A 20,600-nucleotide genomic window follows, 5' to 3' on the forward strand; every position below is an offset into this window, starting at 1 on the left:
ACTATTATAAGGGGAAATCCATTTTAGGAAGATAGTAGATTTAATAGCATAATGATAATTGGCTACGTAATTGGGCAAGCTACTACGCAGGAAGCGTTGATGCTAGCAGAAAAACCAGTTAGACTAGGAACTTATGTAATCTTGGAGTACGACAATATAAAGGCCTTAGGATTAATAACGAGTGTTACGAGAGGTAGTTCAATGCTCGATGATAATATGAATGATATAGAAATTGTTCAAAAATTAAAACAGTTCAATAACAGTATACCCGTATATACTAAGGCAAAAGTAAAATTACTGTGCGATATAAATAATTATTGTTTAATGCCCGATATACCTCCCTTCGCTGGAACGCCAATTAGAGAAGCTGAAGAAGATGAGTTAAAAACTATTTACTCTAGAGATGGACAAATTAGAATAGGAACATTAGTAGGTAAAAATGTAGAAGTAAAACTAAATATAAATGCCTTAGCAAGACATTTGGCAATCTTAGCTGCTACAGGCTCAGGCAAATCTAATACCGTAGCGGTATTGTCACAAAGAATTTCTGAGCTTGGAGGATCTGTAATCATCTTTGACTATCACGGAGAGTATTATGACAGTGATATAAAGAATTTAAATCAGATAGAACCTAAACTGAACCCACTTTACATGACTCCTAGGGAATTTGCAACACTATTAGAAATAAGAGACAATGCTATTATACAATATAGGATTTTAAGGAGGGCATTTACAAGAGCAACTGAAGAAATTAAAAAACAACTAAAGGAGGGACAAATAGCTTTAACGCAAATTAATCAACAATTTTATGATTTAATGAAGGAAAAATTGGAAGAAGAAGGGCGAACCGATAAAAGAGGGAATGCAAAAGAAGAAGTATTGAATAAATTCGAGGAATTTACAGATAGGTATTCGAATGTAATAGATCTTACCTCATCTGATATAGTTGAAAGGATTAGAAGAGGAAAAGTAAACGTTGTGAGTCTTACACAACTGGATGAAGATTCAATGGATGCAATAGTATCTCATTATCTTAGAAGAATCTTGGACGCAAGAAAGGAATTTAAACGAAAGAAATCTGGTGGACTTAAATTCCCTATAATCACTGTCATCGAAGAGGCACACGTATTCCTCTCTAAAAATGATAACACATTAACGAAATATTGGGCATCGAGAATAGCCAGAGAAGGTAGAAAATTCGGTGTTGGATTAACTATAGTTAGCCAGAGACCTAAGGGGCTAGACGAAAATATATTAAGCCAGATGACAAATAAGATTATTTTAAAAATAGTTGAACCTACCGATAAGAAATACGTTTTAGAATCTAGTGATAACTTAAGTGAGGATTTAGCAGAACAGCTTTCTTCATTAGATGTAGGAGAAGCAATAATAATTGGAAAGATTGTCAAGTTACCAGCTATTGTAAAAATAGATAAATTTGAAGGAAGATTACTTGGTACAGATCCAGACATGATAGGCGAGTGGAAAATTGAACAAGAGCATGAAGAAATCGCTAAAGGTTTCGCTAATTTTGGTATTAACGGAGGTGAAGAGTAATTGTTAATACTTCACATCTCTGATACACATTTGGGAAAGAGGCAGTATTCCCTTGCTGAAAGAGAGAAGGATATTTACAATACATTTTCGCAATTAATTGACATAGCGATAAAGGAACATGTCGATGCAGTTATACATTCTGGGGACTTATTTGATGTTTCAAATCCCTCTACTAACGCTATTGTGGAAGCAGTAAGGAACTTAAAACGTTTAAAGGAAGCTGGGATTCCGTTTTTATCGATACCAGGTGATCACGATAGACCTAAAAGGTCTGGATTCCTAGTTCCTCACTCGATATTACTCGAAATGGATCTGATAAAAATGATGACTTATGAAAAACCATATACTCTAGGTAACTTAGAAATTTATGGTATTCCACACATTCCAACTATTTCAAAAACCGCACTAAAGGAGATTTTGTCCTCCTTAAAACCTACCTCTCATAGAAGCATCCTACTTCTACATCAAGGTGTAAAGCAGATGTTACCTTATGAAAGCTCCTGGCAATTAGAACTAGGTGACTTACCTAAGGGTTTCGGATACTATGCCTTAGGCCATATTCATACAAGATGGAAGCTTATCCAAGAGGATGGTTCAATCATAGCGATAGCTGGTTCTCCCGATATTATGAGAGAAGAAGAGATAGAAGGATATGAAAATTTTGGAAAAGGAGCGTATCTAGTAGACTTTTCAAAGGAATTACCTAATCTTCAGCAAATAAATATTAAGATAAGAAAGCAAAAAGTTGTTGTTATAAATACGAAGGATTTGAAAAATGAGATTGAGAAGATAAAAAATGAGATAAAAAACGAAAATGAAAAACCTATAATTCATATCATTTTGAGAGGAGAAACAATAAGAAAAGATTTACTAAATAGAGAATTACTTGTATTAAATGATAACGTGCTATATTACAGAATATATAAGGATGAAACTTCACAATCAATTAACAATATAACCTATACTTTACCACAAGAAAAGGGATTGGACAAAATAATACTTGAATATCTAACCAAGTATGAAAAATTCAATGAAGACGAAGCTAATCTAATTTTACAAATGATAAAGAACGTTGATTCGGAGGAAACTGTAATCGAGATACTAAAGAAAATAAGCGGTGTTGATTAATGCGAATCAGTAAGATTATATTAAATAACTTCTTAAGTCATGAAAAAAATGAAATTAATTTTAAAGGAGAAATAAACGTAATAATAGGACAAAATGGTGCTGGTAAGAGTTCAATAATAGATGGAATAGTTTTTGGACTATTTAGGGAGCATAGTAGAGGAACTATCGACAATTTAATTAGAAAAGGTACTAATAGAGCTAGTATAAAATTACATTTGCTTAATGAGAGAGACGAAATAATAATTGATAGAAATATAAGTAAAGGTAATAGCTCGATAGAAGATGGATTAATAAAGAATGGGAAGCCATTAGCATATTCAGCAAAGAAAGTATCCGAAGAGTTAGAGAAAATTCTAGGGATTGATAAAGATATTGCCCTATCAACAATAATAGTAAAACAAGGAGAATTAGATAAAATCTTAGACGATTTCCAAGAAGTAATAGGCAAAATACTAAAACTCGAGTCCATTGAGAAGCTCACAGACACTAGAGGACCAATAGTTAGTTTCAGGAAGGATCTAGAAAATAAACTTAAACTGCTAGATACCATAAAAGAACAGTACGAAAGTGACAAAAAGAGATTAGAGGAAAAGCAAAGGAGAATAAAGGAGCTAGAAGAAAAAAGAGAAAAATTAAATAAAGAGCTAGACACTCTTGAAACAAATTTAGATGAGCTTAGAGATCAATTTGAGAAATATGATGCAAAGAGAAATAAATATATAGAGTTAAGAACTAGCTTAGAAGAAAAAAGAAATACTCTGAACTCTGTAATCAAAGAAATCAATAGATTAAAAAAGGAAACTGAGAATCTCGAGAATATTGAGAACGAAGTAAAAGAACTCGATAAGTTAAAAGAAATAAAAGCTAAGTTAGACAATTATGAGGCGTTACTTGAAAATAACAGACACATTATATCTAATATAAAGGATCTAAGTGAGGAGATACAAGAGTTTGAAAAGGCTATAGCTAGAAAAAAGGAACTTGAAAATAAATATCTGAGATATAAAAACTTGGAAGAGGAAAAGAAGAAAGTAGACGCTGACTATAGAAATTATATAAGATTAAAAAGTGAATTAGAATCTAAAATTCGTCTTTTAGAAAAACTAGAAAAACAAATTAATGAGATAACTAGAGGAATTGATAAAATAAATGAACTTGAAAACAAAATAAAGGAGCTTAGAGAGAAACAATCGCATCTCCAGCAACAACTAGGTGAAGTTAATAACTCACTAAATGAAAAAGAAGAATTAGTAAGGAACATTAGTCAAATTAAGGGGAATACATGTCCAGTATGTGGTAGGTCACTTGATGAATATCACAAGGTAAAAATAGTAGAGGAAACTAAAGCTATTATCTTAGAATTGAGGAAAAAAAAGAGTGATTTGAACAAGAAATTAAATGAAACTATTGAAGAACTAAACAAGGCTGAGAGTGAGTATAAGATACTATCAAATAATAAAGCTAAATATGATGATATGAAAAGACAAATGGATGAATTTGAAAAAGAAATAGAAAGCCTAAGATTAAAGATTGCAACTTATACAAATATAGAGGAGAAAATGAAAAGTATTACAGAGGAATTAGAGATATTGAAAAGTGATTATGAGGAGTATATAAGACTGTCTAAATATGATGAAAGTAAACTAGCTGATAAGAAGCAGAGATTAGAATCTCTGTTGAACGAGAAAAATAAATTAGAAGAGAAATTAAGATCTTTAGAAAATGAGATCCGAGGATTCGATAAAAAGAGTTTACAAGAAAAAATATCGAATTTAGAGAAGAAGAAAGACATACTAGAAGACATGAAAAAGAAAAGAAGCGCTTTGGAGACATATCTTCAACAAAGGGCTTCATTAGAAGACGAAATAAGAAAACTTGAGAGCGAGCTAGCAAATATTCAGTTCAGTGAGAACGAGTATAATGAGCTGAAGAGTAGAATAGATAATTTAGAGAAGGAAATTAATGAAAGAAGGAATGACATAAGCAGGATTGAAGGAGAGTTACATAGCGAGAAAAGGGACATTGAGAGTTTAGTTAATCAGATAGAAAATTATGAAAGACAGCTAATGAATAAAGATAAAATTGAACAAGCCATTAATAAATTGGAAAAAATAAGAACGGCATTAGGAGAAAAGAGATTACAGAGTTATATAGTTATGACCACTAAACAAGTAATTGAAAACAATCTAAATGATATAATATCAAAATTTGATTTGTCAATAAAGAACGTCGAAATAGAGATAACTCCAAAAATTGGAAAGGGCAGTAGAGGAACGGGAAATATAATTGTTTATACTAATAATGGAGATACTTTACCAATTGTAGCATTAAGTGGCGGTGAAAAGATAGCATTGGCAATCGCTTTGAGGCTAGCTATTGCAAAAACTTTGATGACTAATACAAACTTTTTCATTCTTGACGAGCCCACAATCCATTTAGATGATCAGAGAAAGACCTATCTCATTGAATTGATTAGAGCTGCAAAAGAAAGTGTACCTCAAATAATAGTTGTAACTCATGATGAAGAAGTCCTACAAGCTGGCGATTATGTTATCCGTGTAGAGAAAAGAGGCAATAAGAGTATAGTGAGGGAGGAGACGTGATAAGAAAAATATATGATATGCTAATAAAAAATCAACGCGAAATAAAAAATCAAATCTATAATACAGCAAATTATCTTAAACAAGAAATACAAGAAAAAATCAAAGAGTATTGGAATAACTACACTCCTAACACTCAATTAGGTCAATTAGAATTCGTGGCGGTAGATGGTGGTTCGTTCAGTAAAGCTATGAGAATAGGAATAATATATGCCGTCGGTGCGGAATCAGTAATCGGAGATAAAGGGGGAGTTAAACCATTAGGTGAAGATGGAAGGATAGGAATTTTTAAACCGGGCAATGATGCACAAGAAAGAATCTCTCTATTAATGGAAGCATTGGAACTTCTGTTAGCATTAAAAGACGGAAAACTTGGAGATTATGTCCTAATGGATGGTAGTCTCAATAAGAAAATAGGTAAAAAAGTCGATATTCAGAAGTTTTCTAAAGATGAATTAAATTTAGTCGAAAACGTTGATATAGATAGCATAATTAATCTAAAAGATGAAGAGAAAATGAAAGATCTTCTAACGCTTACTAACCAATTACTCATTAGTAAAATAATAGAAGAGTATGACGGTAAAGTATTATGGATCTCTAAGACTAGCAGATCAAGAGATCTATTTGATACAGACTATCCCGACATAACTGTTTTTGAATTATTTACTGAGGAAACTGGATTTTCAAATCCTATTGTAAAAAATATTGCATCTGAGAAGGTTTCGAATTATGATAAAGTAGAAATATTGAAGAATATGGAGTATAGTACTTTTTACGCTAGACTAGACAAAGGAAAGAGAGTAATAAGAATCGATATAACTGGTAGAATAGATGAAAATATTGCAAAAGACATAATTGATAGCATAAGTGGTATTTCAGTCAAGGGATATCCGTTTCCACTTTTGAAGGCACATATCGATGTTAGATTCTCTAAATCAGATAGGGAGAAAATAATACGAATGATAGGAAGTAGACTTTATAAAAATATAGAATGGTGGCCTACTCAGTTTGACTAGAATGTTATTTAATCGTGTGCATCAGTTTCAAATTGAACTGTTATGTGAGAAATGTTATATTTTTCTTTAAGTACTTTATAAATCGAATTTCTCATATCGTCAGCCTCAGCTATAGTCAAATTTGGTGGAACCTTAACGTGAAGAGTAGCTACTCTCATATGGTTACAAATTGACCATATATGAAGATGATGTATATTGGGCGAAATTTTAGCCAACTCGTTTTGAACATCATCTATTTTTACTGGTGAACCTTCCATAAATATTAAGAAGGATTCTTTTAACAATGGAACGGAAAATGAGACGTTTAGTAAAACTAAGATAAGAGCACCTATGGGATCCAATTCTCGTAGACCTATAAATAAGATAAGAGCACCCGTTATAATCCCTATAACATATCCTAGGAAGTCTGATAAAATATGGACATAGACGCTCCTACTTCCTATATCATCTTTTTCTTTTGGTTTCGCAAAAAAGGTTAGTATTGCAGCTATGGCAGACGTTATAATCAACACTATAGAATTATCTAATACTCCTCTAATCAGCGAGATAATCGAAATGTACGCTACAATTACAGAAAGAAAAATTATCACAAAAATATTAGCGATAGCAACAACAACTTCTAATCTATGTAAACCATATGTATACTTTCCTTCTCTTGTCTCATTTTTACCTATAGTTTTCAATATAGCTATAGAGAATAAAACTGTTAGAAAGTCTATCATTACATGAGAAAATTCTGATAGTATTAAAGGACTAGATGAAACATGATAGGCAATAATTAAGATAAAAAGGGATAGAGACATTAATATTATTGTCCTATACACACAATAAGGTATGTTATGTATTATAAATAAGTCTTTTTGAGGCTTACCCTAAGATAAATAGCAGGAGATCATCAGAGAAATTTAAGATGTGCTACTTTTAAATTTTATCTCATATATAATTTTTATTTAGGATATAGTTTAAAATGAAATAGTTTGTGGATTTTCTGAAAATTGAGGCTATTCTCTCTATCAGGACTATTCATAGAATTATCGTCTAGTTTTCAAATGATATACACACTACAAAGCAAGACATCTTATAGAATACTTGGGAGTATTGTATTTATTACTCAGCTGATAATCTAACATAACACTTATTAGACGGAGCCCCTTTCATCGAGTCCTAATAGACACTCGGGGGCTGATCCTGCCGACCCTTAACTTAAATACTACTTCCAGACCTTTATATCTTTCTAGTTTATGAAAGCTTCACACTTTGTCTTGTTATGAATTAATGACTTTCAAAAATGCTCTTCCTTTTACGTTCTTCCTAAAATAAAGGGATACCCTCTACACATATAAATGAGCCACGATCATCATTATATACTGGTTCAAGCTCGCTTTCGTTAATTTCCTCTAAAGTTGATCTAATTCTGGATATTTTCGCAAAATTACCCAAAATAGTGTAAAATTCATGCCTAGATATAAAATGAGCGTAAGAATAGTACTTATGTCCTTGTTTACCTAGCTGTTGATAGTATTCACCCCATTTAGAATCCCTAGCAATGAAACAAATGACTACTCTTTCCTTTGCCACTCTTACCGCCTCTCTAATAAATGCTTTTACATCTTCTATGAAGCAAACAGTCACTGAGCTAAATACACAGTTAAACGCCTTGTCCCTAAACGGTAAAAATAACGCATCAGCCATAACTTTCTCGTCACTTCTGCTCTCTTTAAGCATTAATAGAGATATATCTAGAGATACTATGTGACCATTAATCTCCTCATGAAAGATATCTGGCCCTGACCCTATATCCAAACAATCTTTAAGGTCAAAACTTCTAACTACATTCTTCTCGTTCTCGTATATTTTATTATGGACTTCGTACCACCTCTTATATTTCTTTGGATCGTTAAATAGTGTTCTTATATCCATAATTGCTCTCACTCACCTTTATTACTTCCATTAGTATTTTAATTTTAGTGATAATATCATCTAGAAATGACACTAAGTCTTCCCTTCTTCTTCTCAATGCAATAGATGTAGAGAATGAGAATTCTGAGAGTCTATTCTCAATAAATTCCAATTCTCTTTCAATTTGTGTTTTTAAATTCTTATATGTTAAATAAATGTCAAAAAGATCAACGGTTATGGTTTTCTCATCATCTCTTAACGAGTAATATGGGCATAAATAACAAAAAACTGGGTGGGGGACAATTTTCCCATTAGATATCCAACTGGCGAGTATTTTGCTTTTAGATGAGAATTTTTTACAATAACCATAAATAAAAAATGCGCAAGAGTCGCGCTTTCTAGTACCCTCAGCTACTATCTGGTCATAGTTCCTTATTTTATGAGACAAGACTATGTCAATTGATAACTCTCTGAAGTTTTGCATTATTATATAATACTCACTTAACTTTATAAACCTAAATTAATTCAAACCTTATTGTATCGTAACATTGCAGATAGGAGAAATTTTAAATTATTCCAAGATAGAAATGAGTACAGTATGGAAGTAGATCTCGCAAACCTCTTGAGGCAGAGAAATCTCAAAGTGACACCACAGCGAATCGCAATATTAAAACTCATAATGAAAGGAGGACATTTCAGTGGAGAACAAATTTATGAGGAACTTAAGAAAACCGAACCTAGTATAAGCTTATCTACAGTGTATAATACATTAGAAACATTAAAGGAAGCTGGAATCTTAAATTCCTTTGAAGCAAATGGAATAACTTGGTTCGAAATTAATAGGAAACCACATATTAATGTGTTTTGTACGGATTCTAATATGATCATGGATTTGGAAATCGAAATTGACAATTTTATGGAAAAGCTTAATAAAACGGGGTTAGATGTTAAAAACGTAAATATCATCGTTTACGCTGATTGTTCAAAACTAGTAAAGAGCGCTAAATAAAATATCTTTAAATCTTTTGTTGTCAGCTTTTAACACTATTTCTACATTAACCATATTTCTCTGTAAATTGTACCAGTCTACCAACATGGCACCTCTAGAATCTGAACATAATTCAACATCAACATGTTTCATCGAAGACTCTAATATAATCGAATTGTCATAAGCCAATGAAACTGTCAACGAATCAGGATGAATACTTCCCATAACACCTTGATTTTTACTCGAATACTCTTTTAGCGTCTTATTTACCTTAATGAAAAAATCTGAAAGCCTGGTATTTATCCTTGATATATGATTCCAATCTTCTTCAGATAAGACCCCATACAATTCTGCAGTCTCCCAAGGAACGAGAGTTATATCAAAACCCGCATTCAAAACTATTTTAGCTGCCTCTGGATCTACCCAGAAGTTGAATTCGGCTATAGGAGTAGTATTACCCCTCGAAAAAGCTCCTCCCATTATCCAAATCTTTTTTATTCTTTTACTAATATTTGGATCCTTTAAATAGGCTAACGCAATATTCGTTAAAGGGGATATTGCAAGTATCTCTAATTCACCATAGTATTCCTTAGATAATCTAATTATAGCATCAACAGCATGTTCCTTTTCAGGTTGCTTAGTAGGTTGAGGATAATTCCATTCACCCATCCCATTACTTCCATGGACTTCTTCAACCGTCCTCCACTTTCCCAGAATAGGCCTTTGCGAACCTAAAAATACTGGAACATCTTGCCTACCTATGTATTCCAATGTAAAAAGAGCATTTTTGACTTCTTGATTGTAATCCACATTACCAGCAACTATTGTGACACCTAATAGCTCAAAATACTTAGATGCAAGCAATATAGCTATCGTATCATCACTTGCTGTATCCGAATCAAGTATAACTTTCCTAGTCATAATCCTTTTACTTTATAAAGATTTTAATACTTAACTTTCAATAGTTGATTAACGAGTTTATATGGTATACTAACTTGACCTCTAAGATTAAATGAGCAATTAAGGGTTAAACAGTGATTTTTGAATTTGGAGACTTTTATAAATTTACATTAGTTCCTATATCAGTGGATGAAGTAAAATTTACGTTCAGCTTATAAATAGTACACAAAGCCTATAATTGGGAAATACCTAAGGGACAAAAAATAAATAAATTTAGATTTTAATTGTTCAACGACTACTTTGTTGGAGGTTTTTCAAAACTCACGTTACTTTTTCATATTCTCTCTATAGTAAAAATAACGTTCCAAACCAGATACTTTACAAATACCCCACAAAGCATTCAACAACTAACTTGCTTTCTAACTGTTGTATAATCTGCATAATATGAGTATTTTCTTATTATAGAAATATGCTATTATAATTCAGATTTAAAACCTCTTCATAATTTTCTTTAAAAATAAATATTTCTTCTACGCTATACGATTAGAAGTCTCATTTCTAAAGTATGAAAGAATTTTTATATTACTTCATCTTTAATACCACTGGATGAAGGTTAGAGTATTTAATATAGGAGGAATAACACAAGAATATAGCCTTGAATTGGAGAAAGGAGTAACCACTTATGAAGCTCCAAATGCCTATGGTAAGACTTCGCTAGTAAGAGCTTTAGTATCCCTACTAACATCCAGCATTAAGGCAGAAGATCTACTTTATGTTTTTGCTGATAATGGTTATGTGGAAGTAAATTTAGATAATAAGCTATATTACAGAAGAATAAGAAGAGCAAAAAACGGATTATACGAGGAGAAGAACTTAATCATGGATGATGATAGAGCTTTACTATTAACGTACTTTTCCCCAGAGAATAAATTGGTAACGCAGATATTATCTGGAGATGGAAACATAGAATGGTTTATATCTGCTACATCAAAAATAAATGAAATAAAATCCAAGAAAGAAGAATTACAGAAACTACTAAATGCCGAAATAACAGCAAGAGATGATTTACAAAAGAAATATAATAATATAAGAGAAATACAAACTAAAATTAGAGCAATAGATGAAGAGATAGACAAATTAGAAAAAGAAAGGGAAAATAGTAGTAACATAGTAGCTAAAACAACACTCACAATAACTATGACTAGACAAAACAAGATAAATGAAATATTAAACAAGATAAAAGTTAAAAAAGATGAGTTAGCAAATCTAGAATTAGCATTAAAGAAGATAGAAGAAGAGATTCAAAATAAGGAAAGTAAAGTTTCTCCTGAAATAAAGAACCAACTACAAAAAGAGCTTGATGAAATAAATGAGAAGCTTAAGTTGAAGACCAATGACAGAACTGAACTAGAAATAGAGCTTAAAGTACTTGAAAGAGTATTAGAGGAAGTAGAGGAATCAGATAAACATCATCTAGATACATGTAACGTTTGTGGAAGTAAAGTGGATCCCAGCATATGGAAAGTAAGAGCTGAAATAATATCAAGAGACTTAAGAGAGAAAACATCGCTATTGGACAGCTTACGTAATGATATAATAGGATTACAAAAAAGGAAAGAAGAAATAGAACTTAGACTAAAGGAATTACAGACTATGGAAAATGATATAGCGAAGTTGAAAGCAAAGAGAGAGGAATTAATTAACAGAATAGGCTCCGTCAAATTCCAGATTGATGACCTAGAAAGACAAAGGAGAGAAACAGAAGAGAGATTCAACAAAAACGAGTCACTATCAGGGACCATAGTTACCTCAGATGACTCTACAAGTATCCTAAAAAGAATAGAAGAATTGAGAAAGAAGAGAGAAGAATACGAATACGAATTACAATTACTAGGAGTTCCATCGTCAATTTTAGAAGAGCTAAAAGAGAAAGAAGAACATATAGAGCAGTTACAAAAGAAGGTGGATGAGTTACAAGTAGAGTACATAAGGAGATTAACGAGAGCTAGAGAGGAATTCAATAGAATATCTAATCAATTACTAAGAAGATTTGAATTTGATATGGAAGCTGAAATTGATGGTAATTATAGGTTAATTGTGAAAAGAAAGGGAGCGACAATAGATATAAAGAAACTCTCTTCCTCAGAGAGAACTACGTTAGCTCTAATATTGGTACTAAGCGCGCTAAGAGCGTACTTCAAAACGCCATACTTTATAATTGATGAATCTGCAATGACATTTGATCAAAAGAGATTTAATAGCTTGTTAGAATACCTCACGGAAATAGCAGATTACGTGATAGTGACTAAGAGTAGTGAAACCACTGAAATAAAAACAATACCACCTAAGCAAATAGAGGTTTCCAGTTAATTCTTTTTCCCCTTATGGAGACCATGGAACCTCCAATTTTTTCATTAATATCTTGTTTAAATCAGTTCTTATTGCGTCTTCTACCTGAGGAGGCGTTTGGGTTATAGGCTGGAACCAGCCTACGGCCGATGTCATTCCTAATTCTTCTGCTCGTTGCTTTAACCATAGTGCGACAGCTAAGCCTGCCATCGTAGGCTTAAATATAACCACTGAAGGTCCTATGGATGAGCTAGCTATTTTTATGGCATGTTTAGAAATAGTTTTCCATCTTGTTTTCGTTATTATTCTTACAAGTTCTTTTGCCCTTTCCCTTTCACCTATTGCATAAAATATAATCATAATTAGAAGAAAGTGCGAACCTTAAAAAAAGTATTGGTCATCACTTAGATCAATTTCCCATGTTTAATAGCCCTAATCTGAACTTATTATAATTTATGGTTATAAAACGAATATACCACTCCATAACTTTAGAGCAAAATAAAATAGCTAGCCACAGAAGTTAACTCTGTATAAGGTCTAAAAAATTGTTAGATCCAAATATTTTAACTCTGATTATATTCTTTTGGAGTATTTGTAAACTATCGCAATTTAGAACGTTATTGCTACCATGAAGAATTAGAGTTCGTTAAGGTCGTGGATTTTTCAACCTATCCTTTTTACTCCCATTAGAGGAAAACTAAAAATCCAGTATCTTAACTTTTCCCACTCTATTCAGGAACACTGGGAGTGGGTCATTAATAGATATCTTACTAAAAGCACATAATATGATTTTACGGAAATTATTTCAACAGAAATTTTTAACCTTATTTTTGTGTATTAGTTACAAGCTAAGTGTAAACTATACTAAATTCTTAATTTAGAGAGTATTTACAAGAATCCCACAAGATAATTCAACCTAAAATGAATTGGTGAGCCTTAACTGATTCGCCTTCCAATACGATTAAAGCTGCATGAAGAAGACCACTACTGTATTCGCTTCCAGGATTGATAACTAACGTACTGTTAATTTTATCGAATCCCCTAGATTCATGTATATGACCGTGCAGGCCTAATAACGGATTAGTTTCCTCGATTATTTTTCTTACTGATTTGGAACCAACGTGGGTATATACTATCTCTCCTCCTCTCACTACAGGTTTAAGGTTCTCATCTAAAAGTGGAGCATTATCTAAGTTAGTATTGTAGGGTGGGGCATGAAAGTTATAAATTGCCCTTGAGTAATTTGAAATTCTGGATACTATTTTGCTTAAATCCTTATAAATTTCCTCCTCCCTTTTCTCTCTAAACGTATTCCAAGGTGTTGGGTTGACGTAGCCGTATGATACTATTTCGTATCCATTAAAGTCAAAAATCTCTCCTTCACCTACTCTAAATATCTCACTTTCCTTTAGTGTATCAAATAAGTATTCTGGATCATCGTTTCCAAGGTTTATAAAAATTGGTATCTTATAATCTTTCAACCTTTCCTCAGCTATTCTCATCCATTCACGAATTGTACTGATAATGGCATTTTTAAATAGTTCGTCTTGAAGCTTCTTATTTTGCAATGCTTCTTCATAATCACTCTTGCTTAGTATAGCGTAATATGTTCCTTCACTTTTAAATTTCTCGATAAGTCCATTTAATTCATTTGATGATATAATCTTATCTTGGACATTGTACTTGTTATTTCCTAGGTCTATAATAGGTACTAAAGATTTACCAGCTATATCTCCGCCTATTATTAGACCATTTACTTTGTAAATCTTTCCTGCATTTATAAATTTTTTAAAAACAGTATGTGATGCGTGAAGATCAGAGGTAAAAAGTACTCTCACACTGCTCCCAGAGTCATTTTGTTTCTTCCTTTTAAATAATGAAACCACACTACTTATTCCTTCGTTATGCTATTTAAGTTTAAACTAATAAACAAGAACACAATAACAACTAACAATGACTGTAGTTGTTTTCATCAGACATGGGCAAAGCACATCTAATGTTAATAAGGTACTTAGTCACGATATTAACTCTTATCCTCTCACAGAGGAAGGGATAGAACAGGCAAAAGAAGCTGGAAAAGAACTCAGTAAAGTTAAAGTTGAAAAAATATATACGAGTCCAGTTTTAAGAGCATATCAAACTGCTCTTATCATAGGCGAAACTATAGGAATTTTCCCAATAGTTGACCAAAGATTAAGGGAAAGATATCTAGGGGAGTTAAATAACACTGTATTTGATCCAAATGATCATTGGAAATTAAAAGTTGTAAAAAAACAAATCGAAATAAAAGGATTGGAAAGCTGGGAGGACATGACTAGAAGAATGAAAAACTTCCTAGAATCCATTATAAATAAGGATAACAACGTTATAGTAGCAGTATCTCACTCAGACCCCATAAGAGCAATAATTGCATATCTGTTAGGAATGGACGATATAAGTGGATGGGGAATAAGAATACCAAACGCTAGTTTCACTATACTAAAATGCGAAAATAATATAGATAATTGCAAAATTATTAGTATTGGTTCTCCAATGTTGACTATTCAGATATTATCTAAACTCAATATTAATATTGAAAACCCTTAGAACACTTACGATTTTCTCTCTTTGCCTAGAATTTAGACTATCAATAACAATCTTATCAATTTTGTCTGTAGATTGAGTAATTGTCTGAGTTATTACGTTATCGCTAAGTTTATCAATATAATGTTTAGAAATCACATGTCCTATACAGTTTTCATCCGCAAATTTAGTAAAAAGTTTAGAATAGTGGGGACCACCAAAACCCACAACATAACTTTTGCATTCCACATAATTCATTTTATCTATGCCTTTAAGCGTTGCTTCGACTAAAGCTTTAATTATTTTCTCGTTAGTCCAATAATTATTATCACTACCTACTTCTACGAATATTACTGGAACGTGCTGATATGTAGGACCGTGATGAGTTGCCTCCATGACTTTCTCGATATCCAAATCTATCTTTTTCACTTCCCTTAAGATTGACACAAATAGTCTAGGAATAGCAATTCCTAGTTTTTTAGGCTCACCACCCATCGTCTCTTCAGTTGGATTTCCAGGATAATGCACGGTTAAAGATGGCACCCCAGCTTTGCTTTGGTGCCTAGAAAAAATAATTATGGTATCTCCTTTATCATAACGAAAGTCCGTAACTTCCTCATTAATTTCTTCAAACCCATATCCAAGCCTCTTTATTGTGACACCAACTGGATCTAAACTAGAATATATGAATCTAATGTCCATTCTTAATCATCTTTAATGCTTTTTCGACAAGTAATGGTGCTAATGCAAATCCAAATCTATATCCAGTTATTAATACCGCATTGGAGTAAACTTTCTTAACTATAGGCTCGCCATCTTTACTCACACTCCTAAATCCAACACGTATTTCAAAATTACTAGTATCTATTTTTAGTACCTTACCTATTTCATTAATTGTGTTAGATACCTCACTATAATCTATATCTGGGGACATACTTGGTTTCGAATCACCATCGAGATATAAGTTTCTTCCCTCTACTGCTATTCTATTGTTAACAATAAGGATACCGTTCAAACCAGTTTTCCTAGTGATTATTAAATGACCCTTATATAAATTAACCTCTATCCCTAATTTCGAGAATAATTTAGGAGTAAGGAAACCGGTAGCGAAGATATAAAATTCGCCTTTTATTTCACCTTTGTTTGTAATCAAATACTTTATTTCATTATCTCGTACCACAATATCATTTACTTCGCATTTCGTATCTATGTTAAACTCAGTACTCAATAAGTCAAATAGTTCTTCTCCTTCTACGAAAAATCCATTATTAAAAAATTCTGCTTCTTGAATCTCCAACTGTGGTTCTAATCTTTTTATTTCATTTTTGTCTATTATCTTTCCTCCTAGTTTTGTGTTCGAGATTCTCAAAATATGAGTCTTTTTACAGTAGATACCATATTTCTCACATATGTCTTGATAAAATCTTATACTTTTTTCACAATCTTCCTCATGACTACCACATAGAGGTGGAATTATCGACCATAAACTGGCTTTAGAATTAAAACCTATATTTTTGTCTTTTTCCAAGATTAGGACGTCTCCACTGTACATCATAGCAGTCAATAAACCAGTTATCCCACTACCTACAACTATAAGTTTCGTCATATCCAATTTCTTTATAAGATAAAAACTTTTTAAATGAATATTATATATTATCTCTTATGAATGACGAACTAAATGACCCAGAATTACAAAAAATCCTATCTAAAAAAGTGCAACAAATAATCAGCAATAAGGAAAAAGAAAAGGAGCAAAAGGAACTTGTAAAGCACTTGGATTCTAAGACATTTTATGATTTTATAGCAAAGAATAAAATTGCTGTTATCGACTTTTGGGCAGAATGGTGCGCTCCATGCCTTATATTAGCGCCAATAGTGGAGGAACTAGCTAGTGATTATCCACAAGTAGCGTTTGGAAAGCTAAATACTGAGGAGAATCCTGATATAGCAATGAAATATGGGATAATGAGCCTACCAACTATTATGTTCTTCAGAGATGGTGAACCAGTGGATCAAATTTTAGGCGCTGTCCCAAGAGAAGAGATCGAAGCACGAATAAGAATGCTATTAGATTAAGGTGGAAAAATGAATCCTCTATTACTTGGCATAGATGGATTAAGTTATAGTAGTTTTATGAAATGTAACCCAAGGACACTATTTACGTTATTCAACAGTACGTATAGGGGGGTAATTTTAAATAAAAAACCACAATTTCCTTGGACCTCATGGATGTCTGTGTTAAACCTCAAAGAAATAAAAGAATCATATGAGACTGATTTAAACTTAGAAAAACCAAAGCTCATTAAAGATACAGATGCCATTGCTTTAAACATACCAATATCTAATCCCACATATGGCTATCTTAGCCTTCCATATGATGAGTCAATAAGCGCTGAAGAAGAAGTTAATAAGGTATTACAAGCTATTTCAGACACAATAGAGAATAAACCAGTAATAGCAGCAATAACAGCTATAGATAGGCTTTTACATAAGAATAACGTTGATAAATGCAAAATTTACGCCTTAATTGATTCTGCAGTAAGAAAAATAATAAGCAAGGTAGATGATTTTATTATATTCTCGATCTATGGTGAGCCAAGGGGAAAAGATGAGGGAGATCATGAAGATTATGGTGTGTTTTTAGCTACAATTCCAAGACCGTCAGAACATGATACAATAAAACTTCAAGAGATCGGAGAATTATTTATAAAACTAGTCAAAAAAGAATATTATTAATAGATTTATTATATATTGGATATAAGGCAAAAATAACTGGTTGAACGTATAATGTTTTTCTATCAATTATATTTGTTAATAGTCCAACTGCTCCTTCTCTTACCTTACTATTACTGGTATTAAATATTATATCTGAGGCCTCGCCTAACTCCTTACCTTGAAATATTAAAGAAACAATAGATCTAGGTAAAACAAATGAGGCTGAAATACCGAAATTCTCTAAACCATCCTTGGTCATTGCGTAAACTACTGCATAAGCTACGAATTTCCCATACACGTTACAAATTCCACCTTCTATCCCTATTCCTATATCCGCGCCCGTTGCTTTAATAGCATTTAAAGATCTATTTCTGGCACCAATATATGTTTCGTCACAAAAGGGTTGCTTACTGACTCCACTATCTATCTCCACTGGTATCAAATTCCAATCTAATTTTAAGATCTTTAACGCTTCTTTTACAGCCTCAATCTTTGCAGGATTTTTACTCCCTAAAGCTACTATAGTCATGTGGAACCATCTCCCTTTGACTTATTTTAGATTCAAGAATCGTTAAAAGCATACTGTACTAATTGTTCTAAAATTATACTTATATACGTTCTCGTAAATTTTAATACATGGTAACAATAAGAATAGGTGCCTTAGCAGATTCAGGTGATCTCTACCCTTTCATACCTCTAATTGAGGGGAAAATTAAACCTGAAGGTTTTAACTTAGAATTCGAAATAATACCAACAGTACAAGAGGTTAATGAGGCAGTACTGAAAAAGGATGTAGATGTATCAGTACCGTCAGTTGCGATGTATCCATTTATACAAGATGATTATTTCATATTAAGTAATGCAGTCGCAACTGCGACAGACGGTATAACTGGAATGCCGATATTGGGTGTAAAAGAGATGAATGAAGACGAAATTAAGAAAAGTAGATTAATAGTTCATGGACAGAATACTACTGCATTTACATTATACAGACTTTTGATGGGAAAATACGGAAAGCTTGTAATAATTAGAAGAGTGTTAGATGAAATAAAGGCTTTAGGGAAAGAAGGAGATGTACTTGTAGCTGTACATGAAATAAAGATGATGTTTGCACTTAAGAAGTTAGGGATTAAGGTAGTTAGGTTAGGCAGTATGTGGGATATGTGGAAAAGTATCTCCAATAATACTCCAATGCCAATGGGAATGGTAGTAATTTCGAAAGATTTAGGTAAAGAATTGGCATTTAAGTTTAAAGAAGTCTATGAAAAAAGTAAGAAATACGCTGAAAAACATTTGGACGAGATAATACCAAAAGATGTTGAGATAATGAGAGAATCACAAAAAGCTGATTTAGATGAAGAAATAGTTAGAAAAACAATCTGGGCTGACATAGAGGAATATAATGTACCAGTAGATCAAGTAAGAAAGGGCTTGGAATTCTTCTATAAGATAACCGAAGAAAAAGGTATTCTACCTAGAGTAAAAAGTATTGACCTGATTTAATATCTTCTTTTTCTTCTTCTCTGCTAAGGGTATAAGCTTAATGTCAACTAAGACTATATTATCGTATTTGCTTATTATCCTTTTAGCCTTTTTCTTAATTCTATAGGCTTTACCAAGTGTTATATCTTTAGGCAAAGCAATATATGCGTACACTGCATAAAAGGAACCAAGTTTCCTCAAATATAAGTTTACAACGCTTATATTCTTAGCCCTTAATTCGTTGAGCAATTTGAATTTTAATGGAGAATCGTATGAAGCGCCCAAAATAGATAATATTGTATCTTTTAGTTGATTAATAATATCGCTAAATGTAAATAAGACTATACCTATTGTTATTAGATTAGTAAATAATGAGCTCTGAACTATGAGACCTATGCCGGATATGATTTCAGTTGCGCTATCTAATAAAGAATGATTCATGTCATTTCTTACTACTGATATATATCTATATCTTCTCTCAATTACATAGATCATAAACGAATATGCGCTACTAACAAATAATATAATGGAATACCAAATCGGTATATCTGATATTGTAGGGGCCTTGAACATGTCTACTACCAGATTTACAGATAAATAAGCCACAAAAATTGAGGCAGTCAAGACTACAAGACTTTCAAGATTATATAATCCCCAAGGAAATCTCTTAGATTTAGTATTAATCTTTAGAAGAGTAAAATAAAATAAGAAAGAAATTAGTGAATCTATTAACGCGTGATAGGAATCCGCCAATAATATGTATGACTTAAAAAATGCGCCAAAAAGGAATTCAAATAAAAAGATCGGAATAAGAAAAATGCCAGTGACTAGAAAGATAAATGAAACTCTCCTTAAGACTTTAATTGAAATCAATTCTCATCACCACACAGCGACTTGTGAGATAAATAGAATGTCTTCTATTATATACAATAATATTATGGAGCAAACAATATATATGCTTTACCAATATAGTAATCTAGATTTATAATCTATACATGGAGCAAATTCATTTCTTTAGCAGGAGCAAACTATAAAGAGAACTCATTCGGTTAAAAGAATTTATTCACGTCCTATTCTTAGTCTTTAATTAATAAAGAGAAATAGATAAAAAGTTAGAAATCAGGTTAATTGTAAATAGAGTTTATTTTATAAATAAACTTTCACATATATATTAGAGCAAAAGTTATAAATGAGAAAAGTTAAAGAGAATATAGTGACTAAAATGAGCCAAAAGAAAAATGAAATAAAAAGCTGGTCAGAGTTAATCAAGGCATTATTTACTGATGATAACTGGTATTTAGGAGGATTTATTGTGTTACTACTATTGTTTGTAATTTTTGATTTAATAGTTTTCACGCCACATGCATAACTTCTAAACTAAGTTTAAAGCATAACATGACTAAA

21 protein-coding genes are annotated in these 20,600 nt (G+C 32.1%); 11 read left to right on the forward strand and 10 right to left on the reverse strand.

All coding sequences use genetic code 11. The features are described 5' to 3' along the window. The first annotated feature begins 51 nt into the window (after window positions 1-51). From herA to nurA, 4 genes are read left to right on the forward strand one after another with little or no spacing between them, the layout of a single operon-like run. Complete coding sequence (gene herA, locus V6M85_RS05180) at window positions 52-1,557, forward strand: DNA double-strand break repair helicase HerA (protein ID WP_338603854.1); 1,506 nt, start codon at window positions 52-54, stop codon at window positions 1,555-1,557. Next, window positions 1,558-2,685: a DNA double-strand break repair protein Mre11 gene (mre11, locus tag V6M85_RS05185; protein ID WP_338603857.1), complete on the forward strand. Its 1,128-nt coding sequence runs from the start codon at window positions 1,558-1,560 to the stop codon at window positions 2,683-2,685. Beyond that, window positions 2,685-5,288, forward strand: coding sequence for an SMC family ATPase (locus tag V6M85_RS05190; RefSeq protein ID WP_338603860.1), 2,604 nt, complete (start codon window positions 2,685-2,687; stop codon window positions 5,286-5,288). The genes mre11 and V6M85_RS05190 overlap by 1 nt, the downstream gene beginning before the upstream one ends. Beyond that, window positions 5,285-6,301 (forward strand): DNA double-strand break repair nuclease NurA, encoded by a 1,017-nt coding sequence (gene nurA / locus V6M85_RS05195; protein ID WP_338603863.1) that lies wholly within the window; start codon window positions 5,285-5,287, stop codon window positions 6,299-6,301. Before V6M85_RS05190 ends, nurA begins: the two co-directional genes overlap by 4 nt. Before the next feature lie 8 nt (window positions 6,302-6,309). On the opposite strand, the gene V6M85_RS05200 is transcribed toward nurA, so the two are convergent. From V6M85_RS05200 to V6M85_RS05210, 3 genes are all read right to left on the reverse strand, one after another. Next, window positions 6,310-7,125, reverse strand: coding sequence for a cation diffusion facilitator family transporter (locus tag V6M85_RS05200; RefSeq protein ID WP_422398118.1), 816 nt, complete (start codon window positions 7,123-7,125; stop codon window positions 6,310-6,312). Window positions 7,126-7,612: 487 nt separating this feature from the next. After that, window positions 7,613-8,221, reverse strand: a complete 609-nt coding sequence (locus tag V6M85_RS05205; RefSeq protein WP_338603866.1) for a class I SAM-dependent methyltransferase — start codon at window positions 8,219-8,221, stop codon at window positions 7,613-7,615. Beyond that, window positions 8,199-8,684, reverse strand: a complete 486-nt coding sequence (locus V6M85_RS05210) for a hypothetical protein (protein WP_338603869.1) — start codon at window positions 8,682-8,684, stop codon at window positions 8,199-8,201. Before V6M85_RS05210 ends, V6M85_RS05205 begins: the two co-directional genes overlap by 23 nt. A 114-nt stretch (window positions 8,685-8,798) precedes the next feature. On the opposite strand from V6M85_RS05210, the gene V6M85_RS05215 reads away from it, so the two are divergent. Then, complete coding sequence (locus tag V6M85_RS05215) at window positions 8,799-9,209, forward strand: Fur family transcriptional regulator (protein ID WP_338603872.1); 411 nt, start codon at window positions 8,799-8,801, stop codon at window positions 9,207-9,209. Here the strand turns inward: V6M85_RS05215 and V6M85_RS05220 are convergent. Next, the gene (locus V6M85_RS05220; RefSeq protein WP_338603874.1) at window positions 9,189-10,109 is read right to left on the reverse strand and encodes a nucleoside hydrolase; all 921 of its coding nucleotides are present in this window, start codon (window positions 10,107-10,109) and stop codon (window positions 9,189-9,191) included. The two genes, V6M85_RS05215 and V6M85_RS05220, sit on opposite strands and share 21 nt — an antisense overlap. Before the next feature lie 585 nt (window positions 10,110-10,694). On the opposite strand from V6M85_RS05220, the gene V6M85_RS05225 reads away from it, so the two are divergent. Then, a complete protein-coding gene (locus V6M85_RS05225) occupies window positions 10,695-12,458 on the forward strand; it encodes an archaea-specific SMC-related protein (protein ID WP_338603876.1) in 1,764 nt (587 codons plus the stop codon). Window positions 12,459-12,470: 12 nt separating this feature from the next. On the opposite strand, the gene V6M85_RS05230 is transcribed toward V6M85_RS05225, so the two are convergent. Then, window positions 12,471-12,797, reverse strand: a complete 327-nt coding sequence (locus V6M85_RS05230; RefSeq protein ID WP_338603879.1) for a hypothetical protein — start codon at window positions 12,795-12,797, stop codon at window positions 12,471-12,473. Between the two features lie 551 nt (window positions 12,798-13,348). Then, window positions 13,349-14,323 (reverse strand): hypothetical protein, encoded by a 975-nt coding sequence (locus V6M85_RS05235; RefSeq protein WP_338603882.1) that lies wholly within the window; start codon window positions 14,321-14,323, stop codon window positions 13,349-13,351. A gap of 67 nt (window positions 14,324-14,390) precedes the next feature. Here V6M85_RS05235 and V6M85_RS05240 point away from each other — a divergent pair, with 67 nt between their 5' ends. Continuing rightward, a complete protein-coding gene (locus tag V6M85_RS05240; RefSeq protein WP_338603885.1) occupies window positions 14,391-15,023 on the forward strand; it encodes a 2,3-diphosphoglycerate-dependent phosphoglycerate mutase in 633 nt (210 codons plus the stop codon). Here the strand turns inward: V6M85_RS05240 and V6M85_RS05245 are convergent. Then, window positions 14,988-15,701: a D-aminoacyl-tRNA deacylase gene (locus tag V6M85_RS05245; RefSeq protein WP_338603888.1), complete on the reverse strand. Its 714-nt coding sequence runs from the start codon at window positions 15,699-15,701 to the stop codon at window positions 14,988-14,990. The two genes, V6M85_RS05240 and V6M85_RS05245, sit on opposite strands and share 36 nt — an antisense overlap. Continuing rightward, window positions 15,691-16,605, reverse strand: a complete 915-nt coding sequence (locus tag V6M85_RS05250; RefSeq protein ID WP_338603890.1) for an FAD-dependent oxidoreductase — start codon at window positions 16,603-16,605, stop codon at window positions 15,691-15,693. The genes V6M85_RS05245 and V6M85_RS05250 overlap by 11 nt, the downstream gene beginning before the upstream one ends. A 56-nt stretch (window positions 16,606-16,661) precedes the next feature. Between V6M85_RS05250 and trxA the strand changes: the two genes are divergently transcribed. Then, the gene (gene trxA / locus V6M85_RS05255) at window positions 16,662-17,075 is read left to right on the forward strand and encodes a thioredoxin (RefSeq protein ID WP_338603892.1); all 414 of its coding nucleotides are present in this window, start codon (window positions 16,662-16,664) and stop codon (window positions 17,073-17,075) included. A 9-nt stretch (window positions 17,076-17,084) separates the two neighbouring features. Continuing rightward, a complete protein-coding gene (locus tag V6M85_RS05260; RefSeq protein ID WP_338603895.1) occupies window positions 17,085-17,735 on the forward strand; it encodes a hypothetical protein in 651 nt (216 codons plus the stop codon). On the opposite strand, the gene V6M85_RS05265 is transcribed toward V6M85_RS05260, so the two are convergent. Continuing rightward, entirely contained in the window at window positions 17,716-18,243 is a 528-nt protein-coding gene (locus V6M85_RS05265) for a DUF84 family protein (RefSeq protein ID WP_338603898.1), read from the reverse strand. The genes V6M85_RS05260 and V6M85_RS05265 overlap by 20 nt on opposite strands. A 107-nt stretch (window positions 18,244-18,350) precedes the next feature. On the opposite strand from V6M85_RS05265, the gene V6M85_RS05270 reads away from it, so the two are divergent. Then, window positions 18,351-19,217, forward strand: coding sequence for a menaquinone biosynthesis family protein (locus V6M85_RS05270; protein WP_338603901.1), 867 nt, complete (start codon window positions 18,351-18,353; stop codon window positions 19,215-19,217). Here the strand turns inward: V6M85_RS05270 and V6M85_RS05275 are convergent. Next, window positions 19,185-20,069, reverse strand: a complete 885-nt coding sequence (locus V6M85_RS05275) for a cation transporter (protein ID WP_338603904.1) — start codon at window positions 20,067-20,069, stop codon at window positions 19,185-19,187. The two genes, V6M85_RS05270 and V6M85_RS05275, sit on opposite strands and share 33 nt — an antisense overlap. Window positions 20,070-20,385: 316 nt before the next feature. Between V6M85_RS05275 and V6M85_RS05280 the strand changes: the two genes are divergently transcribed. Continuing rightward, window positions 20,386-20,565 carry a hypothetical protein gene (locus V6M85_RS05280; RefSeq protein ID WP_422398119.1) on the forward strand — a complete coding sequence of 60 codons (180 nt, stop codon included), beginning with the start codon at window positions 20,386-20,388 and terminating at the stop codon, window positions 20,563-20,565. Window positions 20,566-20,600: the final 35 nt, after the last annotated feature.

It is taken from the genome of Sulfolobus tengchongensis, from assembly GCF_036967215.1.
Classification (GTDB): Archaea; Thermoproteota; Thermoprotei_A; order Sulfolobales; family Sulfolobaceae; genus Saccharolobus; species Saccharolobus tengchongensis_A.

What these genes read in the sequence shown, in the direction of transcription:
- V6M85_RS05245 (WP_338603888.1), bottom strand. Translation starts at nt 15,701, where the DNA reads ATGGACATTAGATTCATATATTCTAGTTTAGATCCAGTTGGTGTCACA.
- V6M85_RS05215 (WP_338603872.1), top strand. Translation starts at nt 8,799, where the DNA reads ATGGAAGTAGATCTCGCAAACCTCTTGAGGCAGAGAAATCTCAAAGTG.
- V6M85_RS05225 (WP_338603876.1), top strand. Translation starts at nt 10,695, where the DNA reads ATGAAGGTTAGAGTATTTAATATAGGAGGAATAACACAAGAATATAGC.
- V6M85_RS05240 (WP_338603885.1), top strand. Translation starts at nt 14,391, where the DNA reads ATGACTGTAGTTGTTTTCATCAGACATGGGCAAAGCACATCTAATGTT.
- V6M85_RS05280 (WP_422398119.1), top strand. Translation starts at nt 20,386, where the DNA reads ATGAGAAAAGTTAAAGAGAATATAGTGACTAAAATGAGCCAAAAGAAA.
- V6M85_RS05205 (WP_338603866.1), bottom strand. Translation starts at nt 8,221, where the DNA reads ATGGATATAAGAACACTATTTAACGATCCAAAGAAATATAAGAGGTGG.
- V6M85_RS05230 (WP_338603879.1), bottom strand. Translation starts at nt 12,797, where the DNA reads ATGATTATATTTTATGCAATAGGTGAAAGGGAAAGGGCAAAAGAACTT.
- herA (WP_338603854.1), top strand. Translation starts at nt 52, where the DNA reads ATGATAATTGGCTACGTAATTGGGCAAGCTACTACGCAGGAAGCGTTG.
- V6M85_RS05260 (WP_338603895.1), top strand. Translation starts at nt 17,085, where the DNA reads ATGAATCCTCTATTACTTGGCATAGATGGATTAAGTTATAGTAGTTTT.
- V6M85_RS05220 (WP_338603874.1), bottom strand. Translation starts at nt 10,109, where the DNA reads ATGACTAGGAAAGTTATACTTGATTCGGATACAGCAAGTGATGATACG.
- trxA (WP_338603892.1), top strand. Translation starts at nt 16,662, where the DNA reads ATGAATGACGAACTAAATGACCCAGAATTACAAAAAATCCTATCTAAA.
- V6M85_RS05265 (WP_338603898.1), bottom strand. Translation starts at nt 18,243, where the DNA reads ATGACTATAGTAGCTTTAGGGAGTAAAAATCCTGCAAAGATTGAGGCT.
- V6M85_RS05190 (WP_338603860.1), top strand. Translation starts at nt 2,685, where the DNA reads ATGCGAATCAGTAAGATTATATTAAATAACTTCTTAAGTCATGAAAAA.
- V6M85_RS05250 (WP_338603890.1), bottom strand. Translation starts at nt 16,605, where the DNA reads ATGACGAAACTTATAGTTGTAGGTAGTGGGATAACTGGTTTATTGACT.
- V6M85_RS05210 (WP_338603869.1), bottom strand. Translation starts at nt 8,684, where the DNA reads ATGCAAAACTTCAGAGAGTTATCAATTGACATAGTCTTGTCTCATAAA.
- V6M85_RS05270 (WP_338603901.1), top strand. Translation starts at nt 18,351, where the DNA reads ATGGTAACAATAAGAATAGGTGCCTTAGCAGATTCAGGTGATCTCTAC.